Source organism: Chromobacterium sp. FG89, assembly GCF_057808735.1.
The window spans coordinates 30782-49502 of sequence record NZ_JBMDIQ010000027.1; the positions used below are offsets into that span (position 1 = coordinate 30782).

General features: G+C 65.0%; 18 protein-coding genes. 14 read left to right on the plus strand and 4 right to left on the minus strand.

What is annotated here, in order from left to right:
• The first annotated feature begins 19 nt into the window (after positions 1–19).
• The 13 genes from mdcA to mdcH all read left to right on the plus strand — a co-directional run bounded on the left by mdcA (position 20) and on the right by mdcH (position 13010).
• Entirely contained in the window at positions 20–1675 is a 1656-nt protein-coding gene (mdcA, locus tag ACODRW_RS20870; protein ID WP_488906603.1) for a malonate decarboxylase subunit alpha, read from the plus strand.
• Entirely contained in the window at positions 1675–2619 is a 945-nt protein-coding gene (locus tag ACODRW_RS20875; protein ID WP_253315073.1) for a triphosphoribosyl-dephospho-CoA synthase, read from the plus strand. The genes mdcA and ACODRW_RS20875 overlap by 1 nt, the downstream gene beginning before the upstream one ends.
• Positions 2550–2873, plus strand: coding sequence for a malonate decarboxylase subunit delta (locus tag ACODRW_RS20880; RefSeq protein ID WP_488906604.1), 324 nt, complete (start codon positions 2550–2552; stop codon positions 2871–2873). Before ACODRW_RS20875 ends, ACODRW_RS20880 begins: the two co-directional genes overlap by 70 nt.
• Positions 2860–3732: a biotin-independent malonate decarboxylase subunit beta gene (locus ACODRW_RS20885; protein WP_488906605.1), complete on the plus strand. Its 873-nt coding sequence runs from the start codon at positions 2860–2862 to the stop codon at positions 3730–3732. The genes ACODRW_RS20880 and ACODRW_RS20885 overlap by 14 nt, the downstream gene beginning before the upstream one ends.
• Complete coding sequence (locus ACODRW_RS20890) at positions 3729–5150, plus strand: M20 family metallopeptidase (RefSeq protein WP_488906606.1); 1422 nt, start codon at positions 3729–3731, stop codon at positions 5148–5150. Before ACODRW_RS20885 ends, ACODRW_RS20890 begins: the two co-directional genes overlap by 4 nt.
• Before the next feature lie 75 nt (positions 5151–5225).
• Positions 5226–6545 carry an MFS transporter gene (locus tag ACODRW_RS20895; RefSeq protein ID WP_488906607.1) on the plus strand — a complete coding sequence of 440 codons (1320 nt, stop codon included), beginning with the start codon at positions 5226–5228 and terminating at the stop codon, positions 6543–6545.
• Between the two features lie 51 nt (positions 6546–6596).
• Complete coding sequence (mdcE, locus tag ACODRW_RS20900) at positions 6597–7427, plus strand: biotin-independent malonate decarboxylase subunit gamma (protein ID WP_488906608.1); 831 nt, start codon at positions 6597–6599, stop codon at positions 7425–7427.
• Positions 7421–7798, plus strand: coding sequence for a malonate transporter subunit MadL (madL, locus tag ACODRW_RS20905; protein ID WP_488906609.1), 378 nt, complete (start codon positions 7421–7423; stop codon positions 7796–7798). The genes mdcE and madL overlap by 7 nt, the downstream gene beginning before the upstream one ends.
• 2 nt (positions 7799–7800) lie before the next feature.
• Positions 7801–8565: a malonate transporter subunit MadM gene (gene madM / locus ACODRW_RS20910; protein ID WP_488906610.1), complete on the plus strand. Its 765-nt coding sequence runs from the start codon at positions 7801–7803 to the stop codon at positions 8563–8565.
• A gap of 122 nt (positions 8566–8687) precedes the next feature.
• Positions 8688–10013 (plus strand): MFS transporter, encoded by a 1326-nt coding sequence (locus ACODRW_RS20915; protein ID WP_488906611.1) that lies wholly within the window; start codon positions 8688–8690, stop codon positions 10011–10013.
• On the plus strand, positions 10006–11469 hold the full coding sequence (locus ACODRW_RS20920; RefSeq protein WP_488906612.1) for an amidase: 1464 nt from the start codon (positions 10006–10008) through the stop codon (positions 11467–11469). The genes ACODRW_RS20915 and ACODRW_RS20920 overlap by 8 nt, the downstream gene beginning before the upstream one ends.
• The gene (locus ACODRW_RS20925; RefSeq protein ID WP_488906613.1) at positions 11470–12099 is read left to right on the plus strand and encodes a malonate decarboxylase holo-ACP synthase; all 630 of its coding nucleotides are present in this window, start codon (positions 11470–11472) and stop codon (positions 12097–12099) included.
• Positions 12096–13010: a malonate decarboxylase subunit epsilon gene (gene mdcH / locus ACODRW_RS20930; protein WP_488906614.1), complete on the plus strand. Its 915-nt coding sequence runs from the start codon at positions 12096–12098 to the stop codon at positions 13008–13010. The genes ACODRW_RS20925 and mdcH overlap by 4 nt, the downstream gene beginning before the upstream one ends.
• A gap of 69 nt (positions 13011–13079) precedes the next feature.
• Here mdcH and ACODRW_RS20935 read toward each other — a convergent pair whose 3' ends face one another.
• The 4 genes from ACODRW_RS20935 to ACODRW_RS20950 are packed head-to-tail and all read right to left on the minus strand — an operon-like array spanning position 13080 to position 15042.
• Positions 13080–13535, minus strand: coding sequence for a DUF3592 domain-containing protein (locus ACODRW_RS20935; RefSeq protein ID WP_488906615.1), 456 nt, complete (start codon positions 13533–13535; stop codon positions 13080–13082).
• Positions 13532–14050, minus strand: coding sequence for a DUF3592 domain-containing protein (locus ACODRW_RS20940; protein ID WP_107798060.1), 519 nt, complete (start codon positions 14048–14050; stop codon positions 13532–13534). Before ACODRW_RS20940 ends, ACODRW_RS20935 begins: the two co-directional genes overlap by 4 nt.
• Before the next feature lie 7 nt (positions 14051–14057).
• On the minus strand, positions 14058–14495 hold the full coding sequence (gene ruvX / locus ACODRW_RS20945) for a Holliday junction resolvase RuvX (protein ID WP_107798061.1): 438 nt from the start codon (positions 14493–14495) through the stop codon (positions 14058–14060).
• A complete protein-coding gene (locus ACODRW_RS20950) occupies positions 14479–15042 on the minus strand; it encodes a YqgE/AlgH family protein (RefSeq protein WP_107798062.1) in 564 nt (187 codons plus the stop codon). Before ACODRW_RS20950 ends, ruvX begins: the two co-directional genes overlap by 17 nt.
• Here ACODRW_RS20950 and smc point away from each other — a divergent pair.
• A complete protein-coding gene (gene smc / locus ACODRW_RS20955) occupies positions 15041–18661 on the plus strand; it encodes a chromosome segregation protein SMC (protein ID WP_488906616.1) in 3621 nt (1206 codons plus the stop codon). The two genes, ACODRW_RS20950 and smc, sit on opposite strands and share 2 nt — an antisense overlap.
• Positions 18662–18721: the final 60 nt, after the last annotated feature.

An 18721-nucleotide genomic window follows, 5' to 3' on the forward strand; every position in this document is an offset into this window, starting at 1 on the left:
GGGCTTGGAGGAGGACCTCATGAGTGAAACTCGCGATTGGGGACTGCGGCGGCAGGACAAGCAGCGGCGGATAGAGCGCTTGAAGGGGATGGCGTCGGGCAAGCAGTTGGCCGCTGCCGACATCGTTGCCGCTTTGCATGTTTTGCTGCAGTCGGGCGACAAGGTCGTGCTGGAGGGCAATAACCAGAAGCAGGCTGATTTCCTGTCGCGGGCTCTGGCGCAGTTGGAGCCGGGACGGGTGTGCGATCTGCACATGATCATGCCCTGCGTCAGCCGCAGCGAGCATCTGGACGTGTTTGAGCGCGGCATTGCCCGGCGGCTGGATTTTTCTTTTGCCGGGCCGCAAAGCCTGCGCATCAGCCAGTTGCTGGAAGACGGCTTGTTGGAGATCGGCGCGGTTCACACCTACATCGAGCTGTATGCGCGGCTGGTGGTGGATTTGCGGCCCAATGTGGCCTTGGTGGCCGGTTTCAGCGCCGACCGCGCCGGCAATCTCTATACCGGTCCCAGCACCGAAGACACGCCGGCTCTGGTGGAGGCCACCGCGTTCAGCAACGGCATCGTCATCGCGCAGGTCAATCAAGTGGTCGACGATGTTTCCGATCTGCCGCGCGTCGACATTCCCGGCGATTGGATCGACTTCGTGGTGGCGGCGGACCGGCCCTTCCACATGGAGCCCTTGTTCACCCGCGATCCGCGGCACATCAAACCTTTGCAAGTACTGATGGCGATGTTGGCGATCCGCGGCATCTACCAGCGGCATCAGGTGCAGTCGCTGAATCACGGCATCGGCTTCAATACCGCCGCCATCGAATTGATTCTGCCCACCTATGGCGAGCGTCTGGGACTGAAGGGGAAGATTTGCCGGCATTGGGCATTGAACCCGCACCCGACGCTGATTCCCGCGATAGAGAGCGGCTGGGTCGACCGCGTGCATTGCTTCGGCAGCGAAATGGGCATGGAGGATTATGTCGCCGCGCGGCCGGACGTGTTCTTCACCGGCCGCGACGGCGCTTTGCGCTCCAATCGCCTGCTGTGCCAATTGGCCGGCCAGTACGGCGTGGATCTGTTCATCGGCGCCTCGCTGCAAGTCGACGGCGACGGCAACTCCTCCACGGTGACGCGCGGCCGGCTGGCCGGTTTTGGCGGCGCGCCCAATATGGGCCATGACCCGCGCGGTCGCCGCCACCCCACGCCGGCCTGGCTGGACATGCGGCCTCCTGCGCCGGAACCGATGCTGGAGCGCGGCCGCAAGCTGGTGGTGCAGATGGTGGAGACTTTCCAGGAAAACATGCAGCCGACTTTCGTCGACACGCTGGACGCGCTGGCGGTGGGCCGCGCCAGCGGCATGGCCTTGGCCCCGGTGATGATCTACGGAGACGACGTCACCCATTTGCTGACCGAGGATGGCATCGCCTATCTCTACCGCGCGGAGTCCCTGGAACAGCGGCGGCAGATGATTGCGGCAGTGGCCGGGGTCACGCCGATAGGACTGCGCAGCGATCCGTCGCAACGGGCCTGGATGCGTAGGCAGGGCCTGGTGGCTTTGCCTGAAGATCTGGGTGTGTCTCCTGGCGAGGCCGGCCGTGAATGGCTGGCCGCCAAAAGCATGGCCGAGCTGGTGGAATGGTCCGGTGGTTTGTATCGCCCCCCTGCGCGGTTTCGGAGCGGATGATGCCGAGCCGGACCGAGCGGAGAGCGAGGCGTTTGTCCCCGGAGGCGCTGGCCGACGCCGCCGTAGCAGCCTTGCTGGCGGAGGCGGCGTTGACGCCCAAGCCGGGTTTGGTGGACCAGCGCGGCGGCGGCGCGCATCAAGACATGGATTGGGCTTTGCTGCGCAGTTCGGCTCAGGCCTTGCGTCCGGGTTTTCTGGCGATGGCGGAGGCGGGGGCGCAAGAAGGAGGGAGCGGCGACTTGCCGAGGCTGCGCGCCCGTATCGGCTTGGCGGGCAGGCAGGCCGAGGCGGCGATGCTGGCCGCCAGCGGCGGCATCAATACCCATCGCGGCGCGATCTGGGCCTTGGGCCTGCTGGTGACCGCCGCCGCCGCCTGGCCCGGGCTGACGTTGCGGACCCTGGCGTTGAGAGCGGGTGGCTTAGCGCGGATAGAGGATCCCGCGGCGCCTCCGTCGCTGTCCTTGCCGGGAGGGCGTGTTTGCGCCCGCTATGGGGTGGGTGGAGCGCGCCGCCAGGCGATTGCCGGCTTTCCGCAGGTGATCGACCATGGTCTGCCTGCCCTGCAAGCAGCGCGCCGGCGCGGTGTCGTCGAGGGACTGGCGCGGCTGGATGCGCTGCTAGCGATCATGCGGCAGTTGGACGATACCTGCCTATTGGCCCGCGGAGGCCGGCGCGGTCTGGTGTTGGCGCAAGGTGGCGCGGCTGCTGTACTGCGGGCCGGAGGCTGCGCCAACCGGGAGGGATGGCGGCGCTTGTTGAAACTGGACCAGAGCTTGCGCCGCCGGCGTTTATCGCCGGGAGGCGCCGCGGACTTGCTGGCGGCAACCTTAATGTTGGATGGCCTGGCGCAAGCGCCGGCAAAGGAGGGCCTGGAATGGAACGCTACACATTCTCTTACCCCGCAACGGCCAATCATGGCCTTAGGCGCGCGCTGGCCGGTGTAGTGGGGTCCGGAGATCTGGAGGTATTGCTGGAGCCGGCGCCGTCCGGCGACACCCTGGTTACGGTGAGCACCGCCTTGGCCGGCACCGAGCAGATCTGGTGGCGGGTGTTGGAGCGCGTGTTCGCCGAGACGGCGTGGCCGCCGGTCCGTTTGGATATTCATGATTTTGGCGCCAGTCCCGGAGTGATCCGCTTGCGGCTGGAGCAAGCGCTGGCAGCCAGCCGGGAGATAGGAGGAAACGATGAGCGCTGCTGACATTCTGCAACGCGACAGCCTGAGCGAGTGCGGCGCGCGTCAGCGGCTGCACAAACTGCTGGATCCCGGCAGCGTCCGTGAATTGTTGGATCCCTTTCAGCGCTTGGCGTCGCCATGGCTGGAGCAGCAGGGCATCGTCGCCCAGTCCGATGACGGCGTGGTAGCCGCGCGCGGCAGGCTGGACGGCCATGAAGTCGTCGCGTTGGCGATAGAGGGCGCTTTTCTCGGCGGCAGTCTGGGCGAAGTGTCCGGAGCCAAGATCGCCGGCATGCTGGAACTGGCCGCCGATGCCAATCGCGATGGCCGGCCGACGGCGGCCTTGCTGTTGTTGGAAACCGGCGGGGTCAGACTGCAGGAAGCCAATTTGGGCTTGGCCGCGATTGCCGACATCCATGCCGCGATTGTCGATCTGCGCCGCTACCGGCCGGTGATCGCGCTTAGCGTTGGACCGGTGGGCTGTTTTGGCGGCATGGGCATCGCCGCCGGCTTATGCAGTTACTTACTGTTGACTCGCGAAGCGCGCCTGGGGCTGAACGGGCCGGCGGTGATCGAGCAGGAAGCCGGGACGGCGGAGTACGACGCCAGCGATCGGCCCTTGATCTGGAGTTTGAGCGGAGGCGAGCAACGTCATGCCACCGGTTTGGCCGATGCGTGCTGCGTCGATGACCTAAGGGCGATCCGCCGACAAGTGCAGGACTGGCTGTGTTTGGGGCTGCCGCCTCGGCACCGTAGCGAGCACATTGACTATTACCGTGCGAGGCTGGCGCAGCTGGATGCGAAGGCACAGGCGGATGCGGGGCGAGCGCGGCTTGCGCTCTCCTTGGCGCAAGGCGATGCCATAGAGAGAGGATTGTCATGATGACTGGACAACAAGTCGCCGATCAGGCGCAGGCATTCTTTGACCGCGGTGAGTTGCGGCAAGCGTTGGCGCGGCGGGTGGCGATGGCGACCGAAAGCCAAAACCCACAGGGCAGGGAGAGCTTGCTGCGGTATTTGCAAACTGAAATCGCCCCCGCCTTAAGCGCCATGGGTTTTACGTGTGAATTACTCGGCAATCCGGTGCAAGCCGATTGCCCGTTTTTGTTGGCGGAACGGCAGGAAGGGGATGGCCTGCCAACCTTGCTGTGTTATGGGCATGGCGATGTGGTGTTTGGGCAGGCGGAACATTGGCGCGAGGGCTTGCAGCCTTGGGCGCTGCTTGAAGAAGGCGACCGATGGTATGGCCGAGGCAGCGCCGACAACAAGGGCCAGCATACGATTAACTTCGCCGCCCTGCAGCAGGTGTACCAGGCCAGAGGCGGACGTTTGGGCTTTAACTGCAAAATCCTGTTTGAGATGGGCGAGGAAATCAGTTCTCCCGGCCTGGCGGAAATCTGCCGGCAGTATCAACAGCGTTTGGCCGCGGATATCTTCATCGCCTCGGATGGTCCGCGTTTAAGCGCGGAACGGCCCACCCTGTTTTTGGGTTCCAGGGGCAGCATTAACTTTCGACTGAGCTTGCAGGCGCGCCAGCAGGCCTACCACTCCGGGAACTGGGGAGGCTTATTGAGCAACCCCGCCATTCAATTGGCCAACGCCGTCGCCTGCCTGGTGAATGAGCAAGGGCAGATCCAGGTAAACGCTTTGAAGCCCCCGGCGCTAAGCGCTGGCCTGAAGGCGCTGTTAAGCGATATTCCGTTTGAGCCACAGCCGGGAGACCCGCCGATTGACCCGCACTGGGGCGAGGCTGGTTTAAGTCCGGTGGAGAGAGTGTATGGCTGGAATAGCCTGGAGGTGTTGTCCTTCCTTGCCGGGGATCCGGCAAAGCCCGTCAATGCGATTCCTCCTTGCGCCACCGCGGTTTGCCAACTGCGTTTTGTCGTCGGCACGGATTGGCAAGCCTGCGGCCAATATTTGCGCCGGCATTTGGATTCGCATGGTTTTGAACAGGTGGAGGTTGAAGTGCTAAGCAGTTCCCTCGCCACGCGTTTTGATCCGGAAAGCCCATTGGTGGCATGGGCCTTGCAAATCATTCAACAAGCTTCCGGGAAAAAACCGGTCTTGCTGCCCAATATCGGCGGCTCGCTGCCGAACGAGGTGTTCGCCGATATCTTGCAACTGCCCACCTTATGGATTCCTCATTCTTATCCTGCTTGTGGTCAGCATGGTGCTAACGAACATATGTTGAAGTCCATCGCCAGAGAAGGTTTGCAAATCATGACGCGGCTCTATTGGGAGCTGGGCGAGTCGGGAGAGCATGTTCTGCGATTACTGGGAAAGGGGGCGGCTGGGAAGTGAAATAGAGGGTCATTGCAGGCATGGCTAACAATATATTGCTCGCGAATACGCTTCGCCGGGCAAAGAGGAGAGAGCATGGTTAATTCAGCTATAGCTACGCCGGATGAAAAAGTGGTGGACAAGCCTAATTTATACCGCACCTTGCTGGCCACATGCATTGGCAATGGCCTGGAGTGGTTTGATATTGCCATTTATGTGTTTTTCGCCAGCTATATAGGTCGCGCCTTTTTTCCCAGCCAGGATGTCAGTAGTTCCTTATTAATCACATTCGCCAGCTTTGGCGTGTCTTTCATCATTCGTCCTTTAGGCGCGATTGTCTTGGGCGCTTATGCGGATCGGGCCGGTCGCAAGGCTTCTTTGCTGGTGTCGATCTCGCTGATGATGTTGGGCAGTTTGATGATAGCCGTGATGCCCGGCTATGCCACGATAGGCATGGCCGCGCCGGTGTTGATCGTGCTGGCGCGCCTTATTCAGGGCTTCTCGGCGGGAGGCGAGTTTGGCAGTTCCACCGCTTTTCTGGTGGAGCACTTCCCCGAACGCAAGGCGTTTATCGCCAGTTGGCAGTTTGCCACGCAGGGGGCGAGCACTTTGTTGGCGGCGGCGTTCGGTATGGGGCTGGCGAGTGTTTTGAGCGAGCAAGAGATACAAGAGTGGGGGTGGCGCATTCCCTTCTTCTTCGGCCTGCTGATTGGTCCGGTTGGGCTGTATATTCGGCGTTATATCCATGAGCCCCCCAGCTTTCAACGCGACCTTCAACAGGAGCTGCCGGCGAAGGAAATATTCGTAAGGCAAAAAACCTGGTTTTTCACTGCGATCGGGCTGATGATGGTTTCCACCGCCATTAATTACGTCATTAGTTATATTCCCACTTATGCCACCCAAAACTTGAAGTTGCCGAGTCTTGGCGCCTATACCTCTGCCTTTGTCGGCGGCGTAATCTTAACCGTGGTAACGCCGTTGGCTGGGTTGTGGGCGGAAAAAATAGGGCGCATTTCTTTGATGAAATGGTCGGTGCTGCTTGTGGTGCTCACCACATATCCTGGTTTCTATCTATTGGCTCAGCAGCCCAGTCAATTCAATTTGATATTGTTGGTGATGTGGTTGGCCTTGCTGAAGGCGCTGTACTTTTCCGTCATTCCTTCCGTAATGGCGGATTTATTCCCATCTACCACCAGGGCCACAGGCATTGCCTTGAGCTACAACATAGCCGTTACCCTGTTTGGTGGATTTGCGCCATTGATCTGCATTTGGCTGATTAAATTGACCGGCGATAATTTGGCTCCCAGTTATTACCTGGTGGTCTTGGGGGTGTTCAGCTTGATGGCGGTTTATCAAGCAAGAAAGAGTATTGGACAGAAAAAAACCGACGCCGATTTCAGCCAGGCAGGAACTTGACGGCCTGTGCATGTCCTTTGGCCGGCAACCGTTTGATGGAGGCATGAGGAGATGGAAGAGCATTCGGCATTGCAGAATCTGGCCAGCCGTTGGCTAACCGCGCTGAGCGGAGCGCAAGCGGCGGGCGGCGGCCCTTATGGCCCAGCCGTGCGGGTGGTCGATGCGCGCCTGGCTGGGGAGGCCGCGCGCTACATCGCCCTGGCGCCAGACCCAGGTAATCGTTTCGTCCGTGCGAGGCAGGGCGAGGCGGGGCTGGAACAGGGCTGGGCGCTGGCGCAGGCGGTGCGGGATTGCATGGCGGCGGATGCCGGCTGTGCGGACAAACGCGCCATTGTCGCGCTGATCGATACGCCAGGCCAGGCTTATGGCCGACGCGAGGAGGCTTACGGTATTCACTTGGCCTTGGCTGCGGCGGTGGACGCTTATGCCAGCGCGCGGCTGGTCGGCCACCCGGTGATTGGCCTGATCGTTGGCCAGGCGATGTCCGGAGGTTTGCTCGCCCACGGTCACCAGGCCAATCGCCTGCTGGCGCTGGACGCCGCCGAGGTGACGACGCAGGCGATGGGCAAGCAGGCGGCGGCCCAGGTGACGATGCGCTCGCTTGAGGCGTTGGAGGCGTTGGCGGCGGAACTGCCGCCTATGGCTTACGACATCCGCAGTTATGCCAGCTTGGGATTGTTGTGGCGTTTATTGCCGGTGGAGGCCATCCATGCTCCCACGGCGGCGGATATCGCGCGGGTTCGCGCGGCCTTGGGCGAGGCCCTGACCGATATCCGCCAGGCCGGCGACCAGGGGCGGCGACAAGGCGAGGCGATGGCGCAAAGGGCGTCGCGCCTGGTGCGGCAACGGCTGCGCGAGCAATGGGAGCAGACATCATGGTGATCTATGGCACGGCTTTATTGGCGGCCTGCGTATTGTGCGGCCTGCTGTTGGGGGATGCGCTGGGGTGGCTGATTGGCGTCAAAGCCAATGTCGGTGGCGTGGGCTTCTCCATGCTGCTGCTGATCGCCAGCAGCGAGTGGCTGCGCGGGCGCGGCGCGCTGACGGCGCCCACGCAACAGGGCATTGCCTTTTGGAGCGCTATCTATATCCCGGTGGTGGTGGCGATGGCCGCCTTGCAAAACGTGGCGGCTGCTTTGCGGGGCGGCCTGGCGGCGGTATTGGCCGGGGGCCTGGCGGTGCTGGCTTGCGGCGTCTTGATCCCCTTGCTGGACCGCCGCGGCCGTTCCGGCGAGCCGGCGGCGGAGCCTTGAGCGTGGGCGCGTTGCTGGAGCAGGTGTTGCTCCGCAATGGCTTGCTGACCGCCTTCGCCGTCATTGGCCTGACCCTGTTGCTGTCCTACCGGCTGTCGGCGCGCTTATGCGCCGGGCGGATCCACGGTTCGGCCATCGCCATCTTGCTGGGCCTGGTGCTGGCCTATGTCTGCGGCAGCTGGACCGGCGGCGACAAGGGGGCCGCCGATGTGCCGGTATTGGCGGGCATCGGCTTGTTTGGCGGCGCGATGTTGCGCGACTTCGCCATTACCGCGACGGCGTTTGGCGTGGATGTGCGGGTTTTGCGGCAAGCGGGGGCGAGCGGCGGAGCAGCCTTATTGCTGGGGGTGCTGGTTTCGTTCGCGGCGGGCGCGGCGGTGGCCTTGGCTTTCGGTTATGACGATGCGGTGAGCGTGACCACGATCGCGGCCGGAGCGGTGACCTATATTGTTGGCCCGGTGACCGGCGCGGCGATTGGGGCAAGTTCGGATGCCATGGCGCTGAGCATTGCCGCGGGCCTGGTCAAGTCGATGCTGGTGATGGTGGCGACGCCGTTCGCTGCGCCGTTCATCGGCCTGGACAACCCGCGTACCGCGATGATCTTCGGCGGCCTGATGGGCACCACCAGCGGCGTGTGCGGCGGTCTGGCCGCCACCGATCCCAAGCTGGTGCCTTATGGCGCGATGACCGCCACGTTTTATACCGGTCTGGGCTGTCTGCTGGGGCCGTCCTTGTTGTACCTCGCCGTGCGTGCGCTGATGGCTTGAGCGCCGGTTCACCATTGCGTGGGCAAGAGCGAGGCGAGGCGCGCTCGCCGTGGCGGCGCTCCACGCCGCGCGGCGGGCATTGAACAGGTTCTTGGGTACCCACCCGATCGCAGGAGGCTGCTATGTCGCTTGAGACTTCTTCCCGTTCTCGCATTCAACAGGTGGCGGCGGCCATCATAGGCAATGCCTTGGAATGGTACGACTTCATCATCTACGGCTTCATGACCGGAGTGATTTCCAAGCTGTTCTTCCCGGCGGATGGCAATGAATACATCTCCTTGCTGCTTGCCACCGCCACTTTCGGCGCCGGTTTCGTGATGCGGCCGGTGGGCGGGGTGCTGTTGGGCGTCTACGCGGATCGCAAGGGCCGCAAGGCGGCGTTGCAGCTCATCATGGGATTGATGAGCCTGGCCATTCTCATCATTGTGCTGGCGCCGCCTTATGCCGCCATCGGCGTGGCCGCGCCGGCGCTCATTCTGCTGGCGCGCTTGATCCAAGGCTTCGCCACCGGCGGCGAGTACGCCAGTTCCACCGCTTTTCTGGTGGAAATGGCGCCGCCGGGCAAACGTGGCTTGTACGGTTCTTGGCAGTTGTTCGGCCAGTCGCTCGCGGTGCTGACCGGCGCCGCCATGGGCGCGCTGGTCAGCTATGGTTTCACGCCGTCGCAATTGGAGGCTTGGGCTTGGCGCTTGCCCTTTGTCTTTGGCTTGCTGATTGTGCCGGTGGGACTGTGGATGCGGCGTCATATGGAGGAAACCGAAGCCTTCGTCCACGCCAGCCGTCAGCCGGCCGCCGAGCCGCTCGTGCTGGGCTTGGCCGGCAATATGGGCGGCATGTGGACGACGCTGGCGCTGATCGTGCCGGGCACCGCGGTGTTCTATGTGGTCCTGATCAGCATGCCTGGCTATGCCAGCCGTCAGTTTGGCCTGCCGCTGGAACAGGCTTTCGCGGCCCAGACCGTTGCGGTGGCGGTGCTGACCCTGATGACGCCTTTGTCCGGGTGGTGGTCGGACCGAATTGGACGGCGGCCGATCCTGCTGGGCGCGCAGGGGCTGATGCTGCTGCTGGTCTATCCGCTGTTCTGGTGGCTGGAGCAGACGCCTAGCATTACGCGCTTGCTGGCGGTGCAAGTGATCATGTGCGTGTTGCAAGGCCTGTGCAACGGACCGGTGCCGGCCGCGGTCAGCGAATTGTTCCCGGTCAAGGTGCGCTCCACGGCGATGTCGATTTCCTACAATCTGGCGGTGATGCTGTTTGGCGGTTTCGCGCCCTTCATCGTTACCTTGCTGACCCAGCGCAGCGGCTCCTCATTGGCGCCGGCCTTCTATCTGATGTTCTGTTTGCCAATTGGACTGCTGGGCGCTTACCAGCTGCGCGCGCCGGCCCAGAGCGCCGGCATCGAGAGCCGCGGCGCGGCGTCCCCAAGGGAAGGAGCGAGCCGTGTTTAAGATCGAAACGCCTGCGCGTGCGCGGGAGATTGTTGAACTGGACGGCTGCGCGCTGTCCGCGGCGCTGCATGAGCGGCGTGTATCCTGCCAGGAGGCGATGCGGGCTTATCTGCAACAGATTGAAGCCCTGAATCCGGCGGTCAAGGCCGTGGTGTCGCTACAACCCGCCGACGCCCTGCTGGCTGAAGCCGCGCGTTGCGACGCCGAGTTGAGCCGCGGCCACAGCCGTGGCTGGATGCATGGCTTCCCGCTGGCGGTCAAGGACCTGGCTGCCGCGCGCGGTTTGGTCGCCAGCATGGGCTCGCCCCTGTATCGCGGCCAGGTGTCCACGCAGGACGACATCATGGTGGAGCGCATGCGCGCGGCGGGGGCCATCATCATCGGCAAGACCAACACGCCGGAGTTCGGTGCCGGCTCCCATACGTACAACCCGGTATTCGGCGCTACCGGCAATGCCTATGATCCGGCGCGCTGCGCCGGCGGTAGCAGCGGCGGCGCGGCGGTGGCCCTGGCTTTGCGCATGCTGCCGGTGGCAGACGGCAGCGACATGATGGGCTCCTTGCGCAACCCGGCGGCGTTCAACAATGTCTTTGGTTTCCGTCCCAGCGCCGGCGCCGCGCCGCTGGGCCCCTCGCCGGAGCTCTACCTTCAGCAACTGGCCACCGTGGGGCCGATGGCGCGGTCGGTGCCAGACCTGCTGGCCCTGCTGCGCATTCAGGCCGGGGCCGACCCGCGCGCGCCGCTGGCCTACGATTCGCCGGATTTGCGGCAGCCGCTGGAGCGTGATCTGCGCGGCGCGCGGCTGGGCTGGCTGGGTGACTACGATGGCTATCTGCCGATGGAAGACGGTGTGCTGGCCCTGTGCCGCGCCGCCCTGGCGGATTTCGACGCGCTGGGTTGCACGGTGACGCCGGCGTCGCCGGCTTTCGACATGAGTGCGCTATGGCAGAGCTGGCAAACCTTGCGCCACTGGTTGGTGGCCGGCAGCTTGGAACACCATTATCGAGATCCGGAGCAGCGGCGCTTGCTGAAGCCGGAACTGCAATGGGAAATCGAGGGGGGACTTGGGTTGAGCGCGTTGGAGGTCTACCAGGCGTCCAAGGTGCGCAGCGATTGGTATCGCGCGATGCTGGCGCTGTTCGAGGACTACGACTACCTGCTGTTGCCCAGCGCCCAGGTGTTTCCGTTCACGCTGGAGCAGCGCTGGCCGAAAGAGATCGCCGGCGTGAATATGAGCAGTTACCACCGCTGGATGGAAGTCGTGCTGGCCGCCACCATGGCCGGCTTGCCGGCGGTCAGCGTGCCGGTGGGCTTTAATCGGCAAGGGCTGCCGATGGGCATGCAGATCATTGGGCGGCCGCGCGCGGATATGGCGGTGCTGCAACTGGCCCATGGCTATGATCTGCGTACCGCCTGGGCCCGACGGCGACCGCCGCCGGCGCTTGGCGTGGTCTGAGTGCCTTGCTGGCAAGCGCATGATCTGCTGCGGGTGGACGATGCCGCCGGCCTGCGTTTGCCGGCGGAGCGGCCGGACTGGCTGGCAGCGGACCGGCCATTGGCCGATCTGGCGGTGGTGCGGCGCGATGTCCGAGCCGGCGGTGATATTCCTGTGGGCCTGCGCGGTTGGCGGCGGGAGCAGCGGCTGGCGGCCTGGTTGGCCCCGGCGGCGGTGGCGGAACGCTTGAGTCCGGAAAGCCTGCTGGCGAGGTTGGATGATTGGAACGGACCTTGGCCGCCGGCCTTGCTGGCATTGGCCGCGCTGCGGCCCTGGATGGACGCCCGCGGCTGGGCCTGGGGGCCAACGGGCAGTTGCGGTTTCGCGCTAGCCAGCGGTTTGCCGCTGCTGCGAGAGGAGAGTGATCTGGATTTGCTGATCCGGCTGCCGCAGCGGCCTGGCCGGACGCAGCTGGATGATTTGCGTCGCTTGAGTTCATGGCCCGGGTGTCGGCTCGATATCCAGATCGATATCGACCACGGTGGCTTCGCGCTGGCGGAATGGCTGGCGGCGCGCGGTGCGGTGCTGTTGAAGACGGAACAGGGCCCTCGTTTGTTTGGCGACCCCTGGTTGAAGGAGGCGATGTCGTGAGCGTGTTGTTTGCTTTTCCCGGGCAGGGCGCGCAGCGCGCCGGCATGTTGCATTGCTTGCCTGAGCACTCGTCGGTGGCGCAAACCTTGAAGCAAGCGGGCGAAGTCCTGGCCGTCAATCCGCTGACCCTGGATAGCGTGGAGGCTTTGCAGTCCACCCGCGCGGTCCAGCTTTGCCTGCTGATCGCCGGCGTCGCGGCAACGCGTTTGCTGGCGGCTTCAGGCTGGCGGCCGGCCATGGTCGCGGGACTTTCCATTGGCGCTTGGCCGGCGGCGGTGGCGGCGCAGGTGGTGGGTTTCGACGACGCCCTGCGCTTGGTGGCCTTGCGCGGAGAATTGATGCAGAGGGCTTTCCCGATGGGCTACGGCATGCTGGCGGTGACCGGATTGAACCAGATGCGGCTGGAAGGCTTGATCGCCGCGATACACTGCGCGGCTACGCCGCTGTATCTGGCGAATCTGAATGGCGATGTCCAGTTTGTGGCCGCCGGACACGGAAATGGCTTGGCGAAACTGGAGACCGCGGCCAAAGCGGCGGGGGCGCGGGCTTGCCGACGTCTGGAGCTTGGCGTGCCGTCGCACTGCCCGCTGCTGGAGCCGGCGGCTCAGGAGCTGCGGGCCGCTATCGCCAGGGTGGCAATATGCCGGCCGGCGGTGCCCTATCTAAGCGTGAGCCGCGCGCGGCTCTTGTTCGACGCCGAGGCTTTGGCCGATGATCTGGCCTGCAATATGGCGCGACAGCAGCGCTGGACCGATGCGGCGCGCCACGCCTGGGAACGCGGCATGCGGACTTTGTTGGAACTCCCGCCGGGGCGGGTATTAGGCGAGCTGAGTCGCGAGACGTTCCGCGATGGAAAAGTGATGGCTTGCGAAGCCATGGATCTAAGCGCGCTTAGCCCCGCGTATCGATGAGATCGCTGCCTGGATTGATTTCTGGGCGTGCGGGAAGGGCGCGCTTATGGAGTCGTCAGGAGACGCGCGTCAGCGCCGCAGCAAGAACAGGCCGACAAGGACCACCAGCACGCCAACGGCCTGGGCCAGCCATGCCGACCAGTGTTTGCCCGGCTCCAGGCAGGCTTCTTCGGGATTCTGCGGGTTGTAGAACACCGGCACGGTCTTGCCCGCCGGATAGCGTTGCACGATCTCTCGCGCCTGCTCGTCGCTGCTGCCGTAGCCGGGGTTGGGGAAGCGCAGCCGCTCGGCGCGGTGGACGCCGTCGGCCACGCGGTATTCGTAGCGCACGATGGCGCGGTATTCCCGACGGTCCGAGCTGTCGCCGCCGCGTGCGTGGCGCCAGTCCACTTCGCTGGAGACGATCTTGCCGGCGACGCTGGGCCAGCCGGCGGCTTGCTGGGCCTTGGCGGACTGCTGCCAGAGATAGGCGGAAACGGCCACGCCGATGGCGATGACCAGCAGGGCGATGACTTTTTCGCTCATGGGGCGCGGATGCCTCGGTGAATGCGCCGGCGCGGCAGCGGCAGCTTGGCCCGCAGCCGGTACAGCAGCGCCCAGCCGAACAGCGCGCTCAGCGCCGCCAGGATGAATTTGGCGCTGCCGATATCGCTGTCGCCGCCCTTGATCAGCACGGATTCGGCGGGGCTGCGCGGATTGTAGTAGACGGTGATCGCCTTGCCGGAGGGGAAGCGCCGCGTCAGATCGTCGGCGTTGCTGCGGTCGCCCGGCAGGGCGCCGTCGACGGCGAACAGCCGGTCGCTGTGGTAGACCTGGCCGCGCACCGTGTACAGGTATTGCACATGCGGCTGCCAGTACAGCTGATCGGGATGCTCGTCGCTGGACACCACCAGCATGCGGCTGCTTTCCACGTGGCCCGGCGCGTTGCGCCATTCGCGCAACTGATGGCTGGGCGTCAGCAAGACCGCGATCAAGCCCAGCAGGCTGGCGAGAAAGGCCAGCATCAGCGCGCTGACCCGGGCTTGCGGCGAGAATTTCATGATGGGCTCAGACGGCCTGGCCGGGATGCTCGAACCAGGTCAGCAGAATGGCCTGGGCCGCCACCTGGTCCAGCGCCGGCTTTTGCTTGCGGCCGCGCACGCCGGCTTCTTCCAGCATGGATTCGGCCACCACCGAGGTCAGTCGTTCGTCCACCAGCCACACCGGCAGGCCGTAGCGGCCCTTGAGCCGGTTGGCGAAGCGGCGCGCCAGCTGCGTCATCTGGTGTTCGGTGCCGTCTATGTGCATCGGCAGCCCCACCACCAGTTGCGCCGGCTGCCATTCCGCGATCAAGGCGGCGATGGCGGCGAAGCGTGCGTCGTTGATTTCCGTGTCTATGGTGATGAGCGGGTGGGGAATGCCGAGCAGGGTGTCCCCGACGGCGACGCCGATGCGGCGTTCGCCGAAATCGAATGCCAAAGCACAACCTTCAGGCATGGCCGACATCCGTGGACAAGAGCGAGGGATCGAAGCCCAGCAGCGCCATCGCGGCGTCGTAGCGTTCTTCGCAGGGCAGGCCGAAGATGATGTCCGGCCGGGCCGGCACCGTCAGCCAGCCGTTGTCGGCGATCTCCTGCTCCAGCTGGCCGGCGCTCCAGCCGGAATAGCCCAGGGTGATCAGCATGCGGTCCGGCTGCTTGTGGTTTTCAGACACGGCGATCAACACGTCCTTGGACGTGGTCAGCGCGATGTCGTCGGTGACCAGCAGGCTGGATTGCCAATTGCCCACCGGCATGTGCAGCACGAAACCCCGGTCCGGCTGAACCGGTCCGCCGAAGTAGACCGGCTCGGCGCGCAGCGAGTCGCCGTCCAGCGGCAGATCGATCTGATCGAACAACTGCGCCATGGCGATGCCGGAAGGCTTGTTGACGATCAGGCCCATGGCGCCGTGCTCGCCGTGCTCGCAGACGAAGACCAGCGAGCGCGAGAACAGCGGGTCCGCCATATTGGGCATGGCGATCAAGAATTGATTGGACAACGATAGCGGTTCCATGCGGCCATTATGGCATAAGTCGGCGGGCCGGGTAGATGCGGCTGCGCGACGCGCAACAGGTCCGCGCGCGACGCGCGGCGAAGGCGGGCAACTGCTAAAATGCCGATTTTCGCCCAGCCATTGCGAGGACATTTTGCGTCTCACCCACATCAAGCTTGCCGGTTTCAAGTCATTCGTCGACCCCACCAGCATTGCCGTGCCCGGCCAACTGGTGGCGGTGATCGGCCCCAATGGCTGCGGCAAGTCCAATGTGATAGACGCGGTGCGCTGGGTATTGGGCGAATCCTCGGCCAAGCAGCTGCGCGGCGAATCGATGCAGGACGTGATCTTCAACGGTTCGTCCACGCGCAAGCCGGTCAGCCGCGCCTCGGTGGAATTGGTGTTCGACAACGGCGACGGCGCGCTCACCGGCGCCTGGGGCCAGTACGCGGAAGTGTCGATCAAGCGGGTGCTGACCCGCCAGGGCGAATCCAGTTACTTCATCAACAACCAGCAAGTGCGCCGCCGCGACATCACCGATCTGTTCCTGGGCACCGGCGTGGGCGCGCGCGGCTACGCGGTGATCGAGCAGGGCATGATCTCCCGCATCATCGAAGCGCGGCCGGAAGAACTGCGCGCCTATCTGGAAGAAGCCGCCGGCGTGTCCAAGTACAAGGAGCGCCGCCGCGAGACCGAACACCGCATCGCGGACACCCGCGCCAATCTGGAACGCATCGCCGACTTGCGGCAAGAGCTGGAGCGCCAGGTGGAGCGGCTGTCCGAGCAGGCCGAAGTGGCCGCCCAATACCACGATCTGCGCGGCGCGCTGACGCACAAGCAAAACCTGCTGGCCTTGGCGCGGCGCGAAGAGGCCGCGCGCAACGAGGCGGCGGCGCGCGGGGAACTGGCGCGCATAGAAACCGAGGAAGCGGCGCTGGAGGCCGCGGTCACCCATGTGGAGGCCGAGTCCGAAACCGTGCGCGAAAGCCATTTCGCCGCCAGCGACGAAGTGCACGAGGCGCAACAGCGCTTGTTCGAGGCCAACGCCCAACTGGCGCGGCTGGAAGAGGCTCAGCGCCATCGCGAGCAGAACCGCGCCCGCGTCGACCGCGAATTGGGCACCGTGCGCACCGAGCGCCAGGTGCTGGCCGAAAGCCGCGGCCAGGTGAAGGCCGAACTGGACGATTGGCTGCCGCGGCGGGAAGAAGCGCAGATGCGGCTGGAAGAGGCGCAGATGACGCTGGAGGACGGCGCCGACGAACTGCCCACCGCCGAGGCGGAATACCGCGCCATCGAACAACAATTGAACGGATTGACCGCGCAGCAGGCCAAGCTCGGCCGCGATCGCGACCTGGCGCGCCAGAACGGCGAGCATCAGCGCCGCAACCTGGAACAACTGTCCGGCCGGGAAGACGCATTGCGGCGCGAGCTGAGCGATCTGAACCTGCCGGACCAAGAGAAGCAACAAGCCGCCGCCGCCGAAGCGGAGCGCGCGCGCGGCGCGCTGGAAACGGTGCGCAGCCGGTTGGTGGCCGACGAGGCCAAGCAGGCGGACCTGGCGGCAGAGCGGGAAAAACTGGACGAACAACTGGCCGGGCTGCGCAGCGAACAGGCGCGGGCCGAAGCCGAGGCCGCCGCGCTGGCCGGCATGCTGGCGCGCGAGGCGGCCAGCGAACAATTGGACGCCTGGCTGCAGCACCGCGGCCTGGCCGAGGCGCCGCAGCTGTGGCAAAGCCTGCAGGTGGAGCCCAAGTGGCAGCCGGCGCTGGAGGCGGCGCTGGGCGAGCGTCTTGCCGCGCGCGCCGCCGCGCTGCAAGGAGAACCGCCGCCGGCGGCGCTGGCGCTGGCGGACGGCGCGGCGGCGCGCGATTGGCAGGCCGAGCGTCCGTGGCCGACGTTGCTGCAGCAAGTGCGCGCCGCCCAGCCCTTCCAGGCGGCCTTGCAGGACTGGCTGGCCGGCGTCTACCTGGCCGGCTCGCTGGACGAGGCCTTGGCCATGCGCGGGCAGTTGCCGGCAGGCGCCTGCCTGCTGACGCCGGAAGGCCACCGCGTTTACGCCGCCAGCCTCTGCCTGCACGCCGAAGCCAGCGGCGACGGCCTGATGGCGCGCAAGGCGCTGCTGGAAGCGGCGCAGGCGCGGCTGGACGCCTTGTCGCCGGAAATCGACGCCTTGCAGCGGCGCCGCGAATCCTTGCAAAGCCGCGGCGGCATGCTGGCCGAGGCGGTGCGCGCGCAAAAGGGCGCGCTGACCCGCTTGGAAGCGGAGCTGAACGCGGCGACGCTGGAACACGTCAAGCTGGATCAGGCCGCGCGGCAGGGCGCGGCGCGGCTGGCGGCGATAGAGGCCGAGCGCGGCCGCATCGCCGAAGAGGGCGAACTGGCGCGCCAGAGCATCGCCGAGGCCGAAATGCTGGGCGAAGAGACGGCGCTGACGCTGGAAGAACTGACTGTGCAGCTGGAAGACATGCGCGTGGACCGGCTCAACGCCGAAACCGGCTTGCAACTGGCGCGCAACAAGACCCGCGACGCCGAGCGCATGCTGCACGAGATCAAGCTGGAAATGAGCACCGCCGAGCAGAAGGTGGCGGAGCTGGCGCGGCGCGGCCGCGAACTGGACGAGCGCGACCAGCAACTGGCCGAGCGCCTGGAAACCCTGGCCGAAGAGGCCGAGGCGGTGGAGGAGGCGGTGCCGGAGGAGGCCTTGCAACTGGCCCTGGCCGAGCGGGAGCAACGCGAACACAGTCTGGGCGCGGTGCGCGACCGGCTAAACGGCCTGACCGAGAAGCTGCGCGAGCTGACCCATCAACAACAACAAGCCAACGCCGCTTTGCCGGCGCTGCGCGAAGCGCGCTCGGACTGGCTGCTCAAACACCAGGAAGCGCGGCTGGCGATGGAGCGCTTCGCCGAAGAGCTGGCCAGCGCCGGCGCCGACGAAGCCGCGCTGATGGCCGATTTGAGCGAGGCGGTGAAACCGAACGCGTTGGCCGCCGAGATCGCGCGGCTGGCGCGCGCGCTGGAAGGCCTGGGCGCGGTCAATCTGGCCGCGTTGGAAGAACTGGACGAAGCCCGGAAGCGCGGCGATTATCTGGCGGCTCAGTCCGAGGACCTGAATCAGGCGATGGCCACGCTGGAGGAGGCCATCGCCAAGATAGACGGCGAAACCCGCGAAATGCTGCAAGCCACTTACGACGCGGTCAACGCCAAGATGCGCGAGTTCTTCCCCACGCTGTTCGGCGGCGGCCGCGCCGAACTGGTGCTGACCGGCGAGGACTTGCTGGACGCCGGCGTGCAGATCATCGCCCAGCCGCCGGGCAAGAAGAACAGCACCATTCACCTGCTGTCCGGCGGGGAAAAGGCGTTGACGGCGATGAGCCTGGTGTTCTCGCTGTTCTCTCTGAATCCCGCGCCGTTCTGCCTGTTGGACGAGGTGGACGCGCCGCTGGACGACGCCAATACCAGCCGCTTCTGCGATCTGGTCAAGCAGATGTCGGAGCGCACGCAGTTTCTCTATATTTCCCATAACCGGCTGACCATGGAAATGGCCGAGCAATTGGTGGGCGTCACCATGCAGGAGCAGGGCGTCAGCCGCATTGTGGCGGTGGACATCGTGGAAGCGTTGAAAATGCGGGAAACCGCCTAAGAAGCTGTTTACGATCTGCTGCGCGTCGTGAGACGTCACACGGTGAGTACCGCGTCGAAA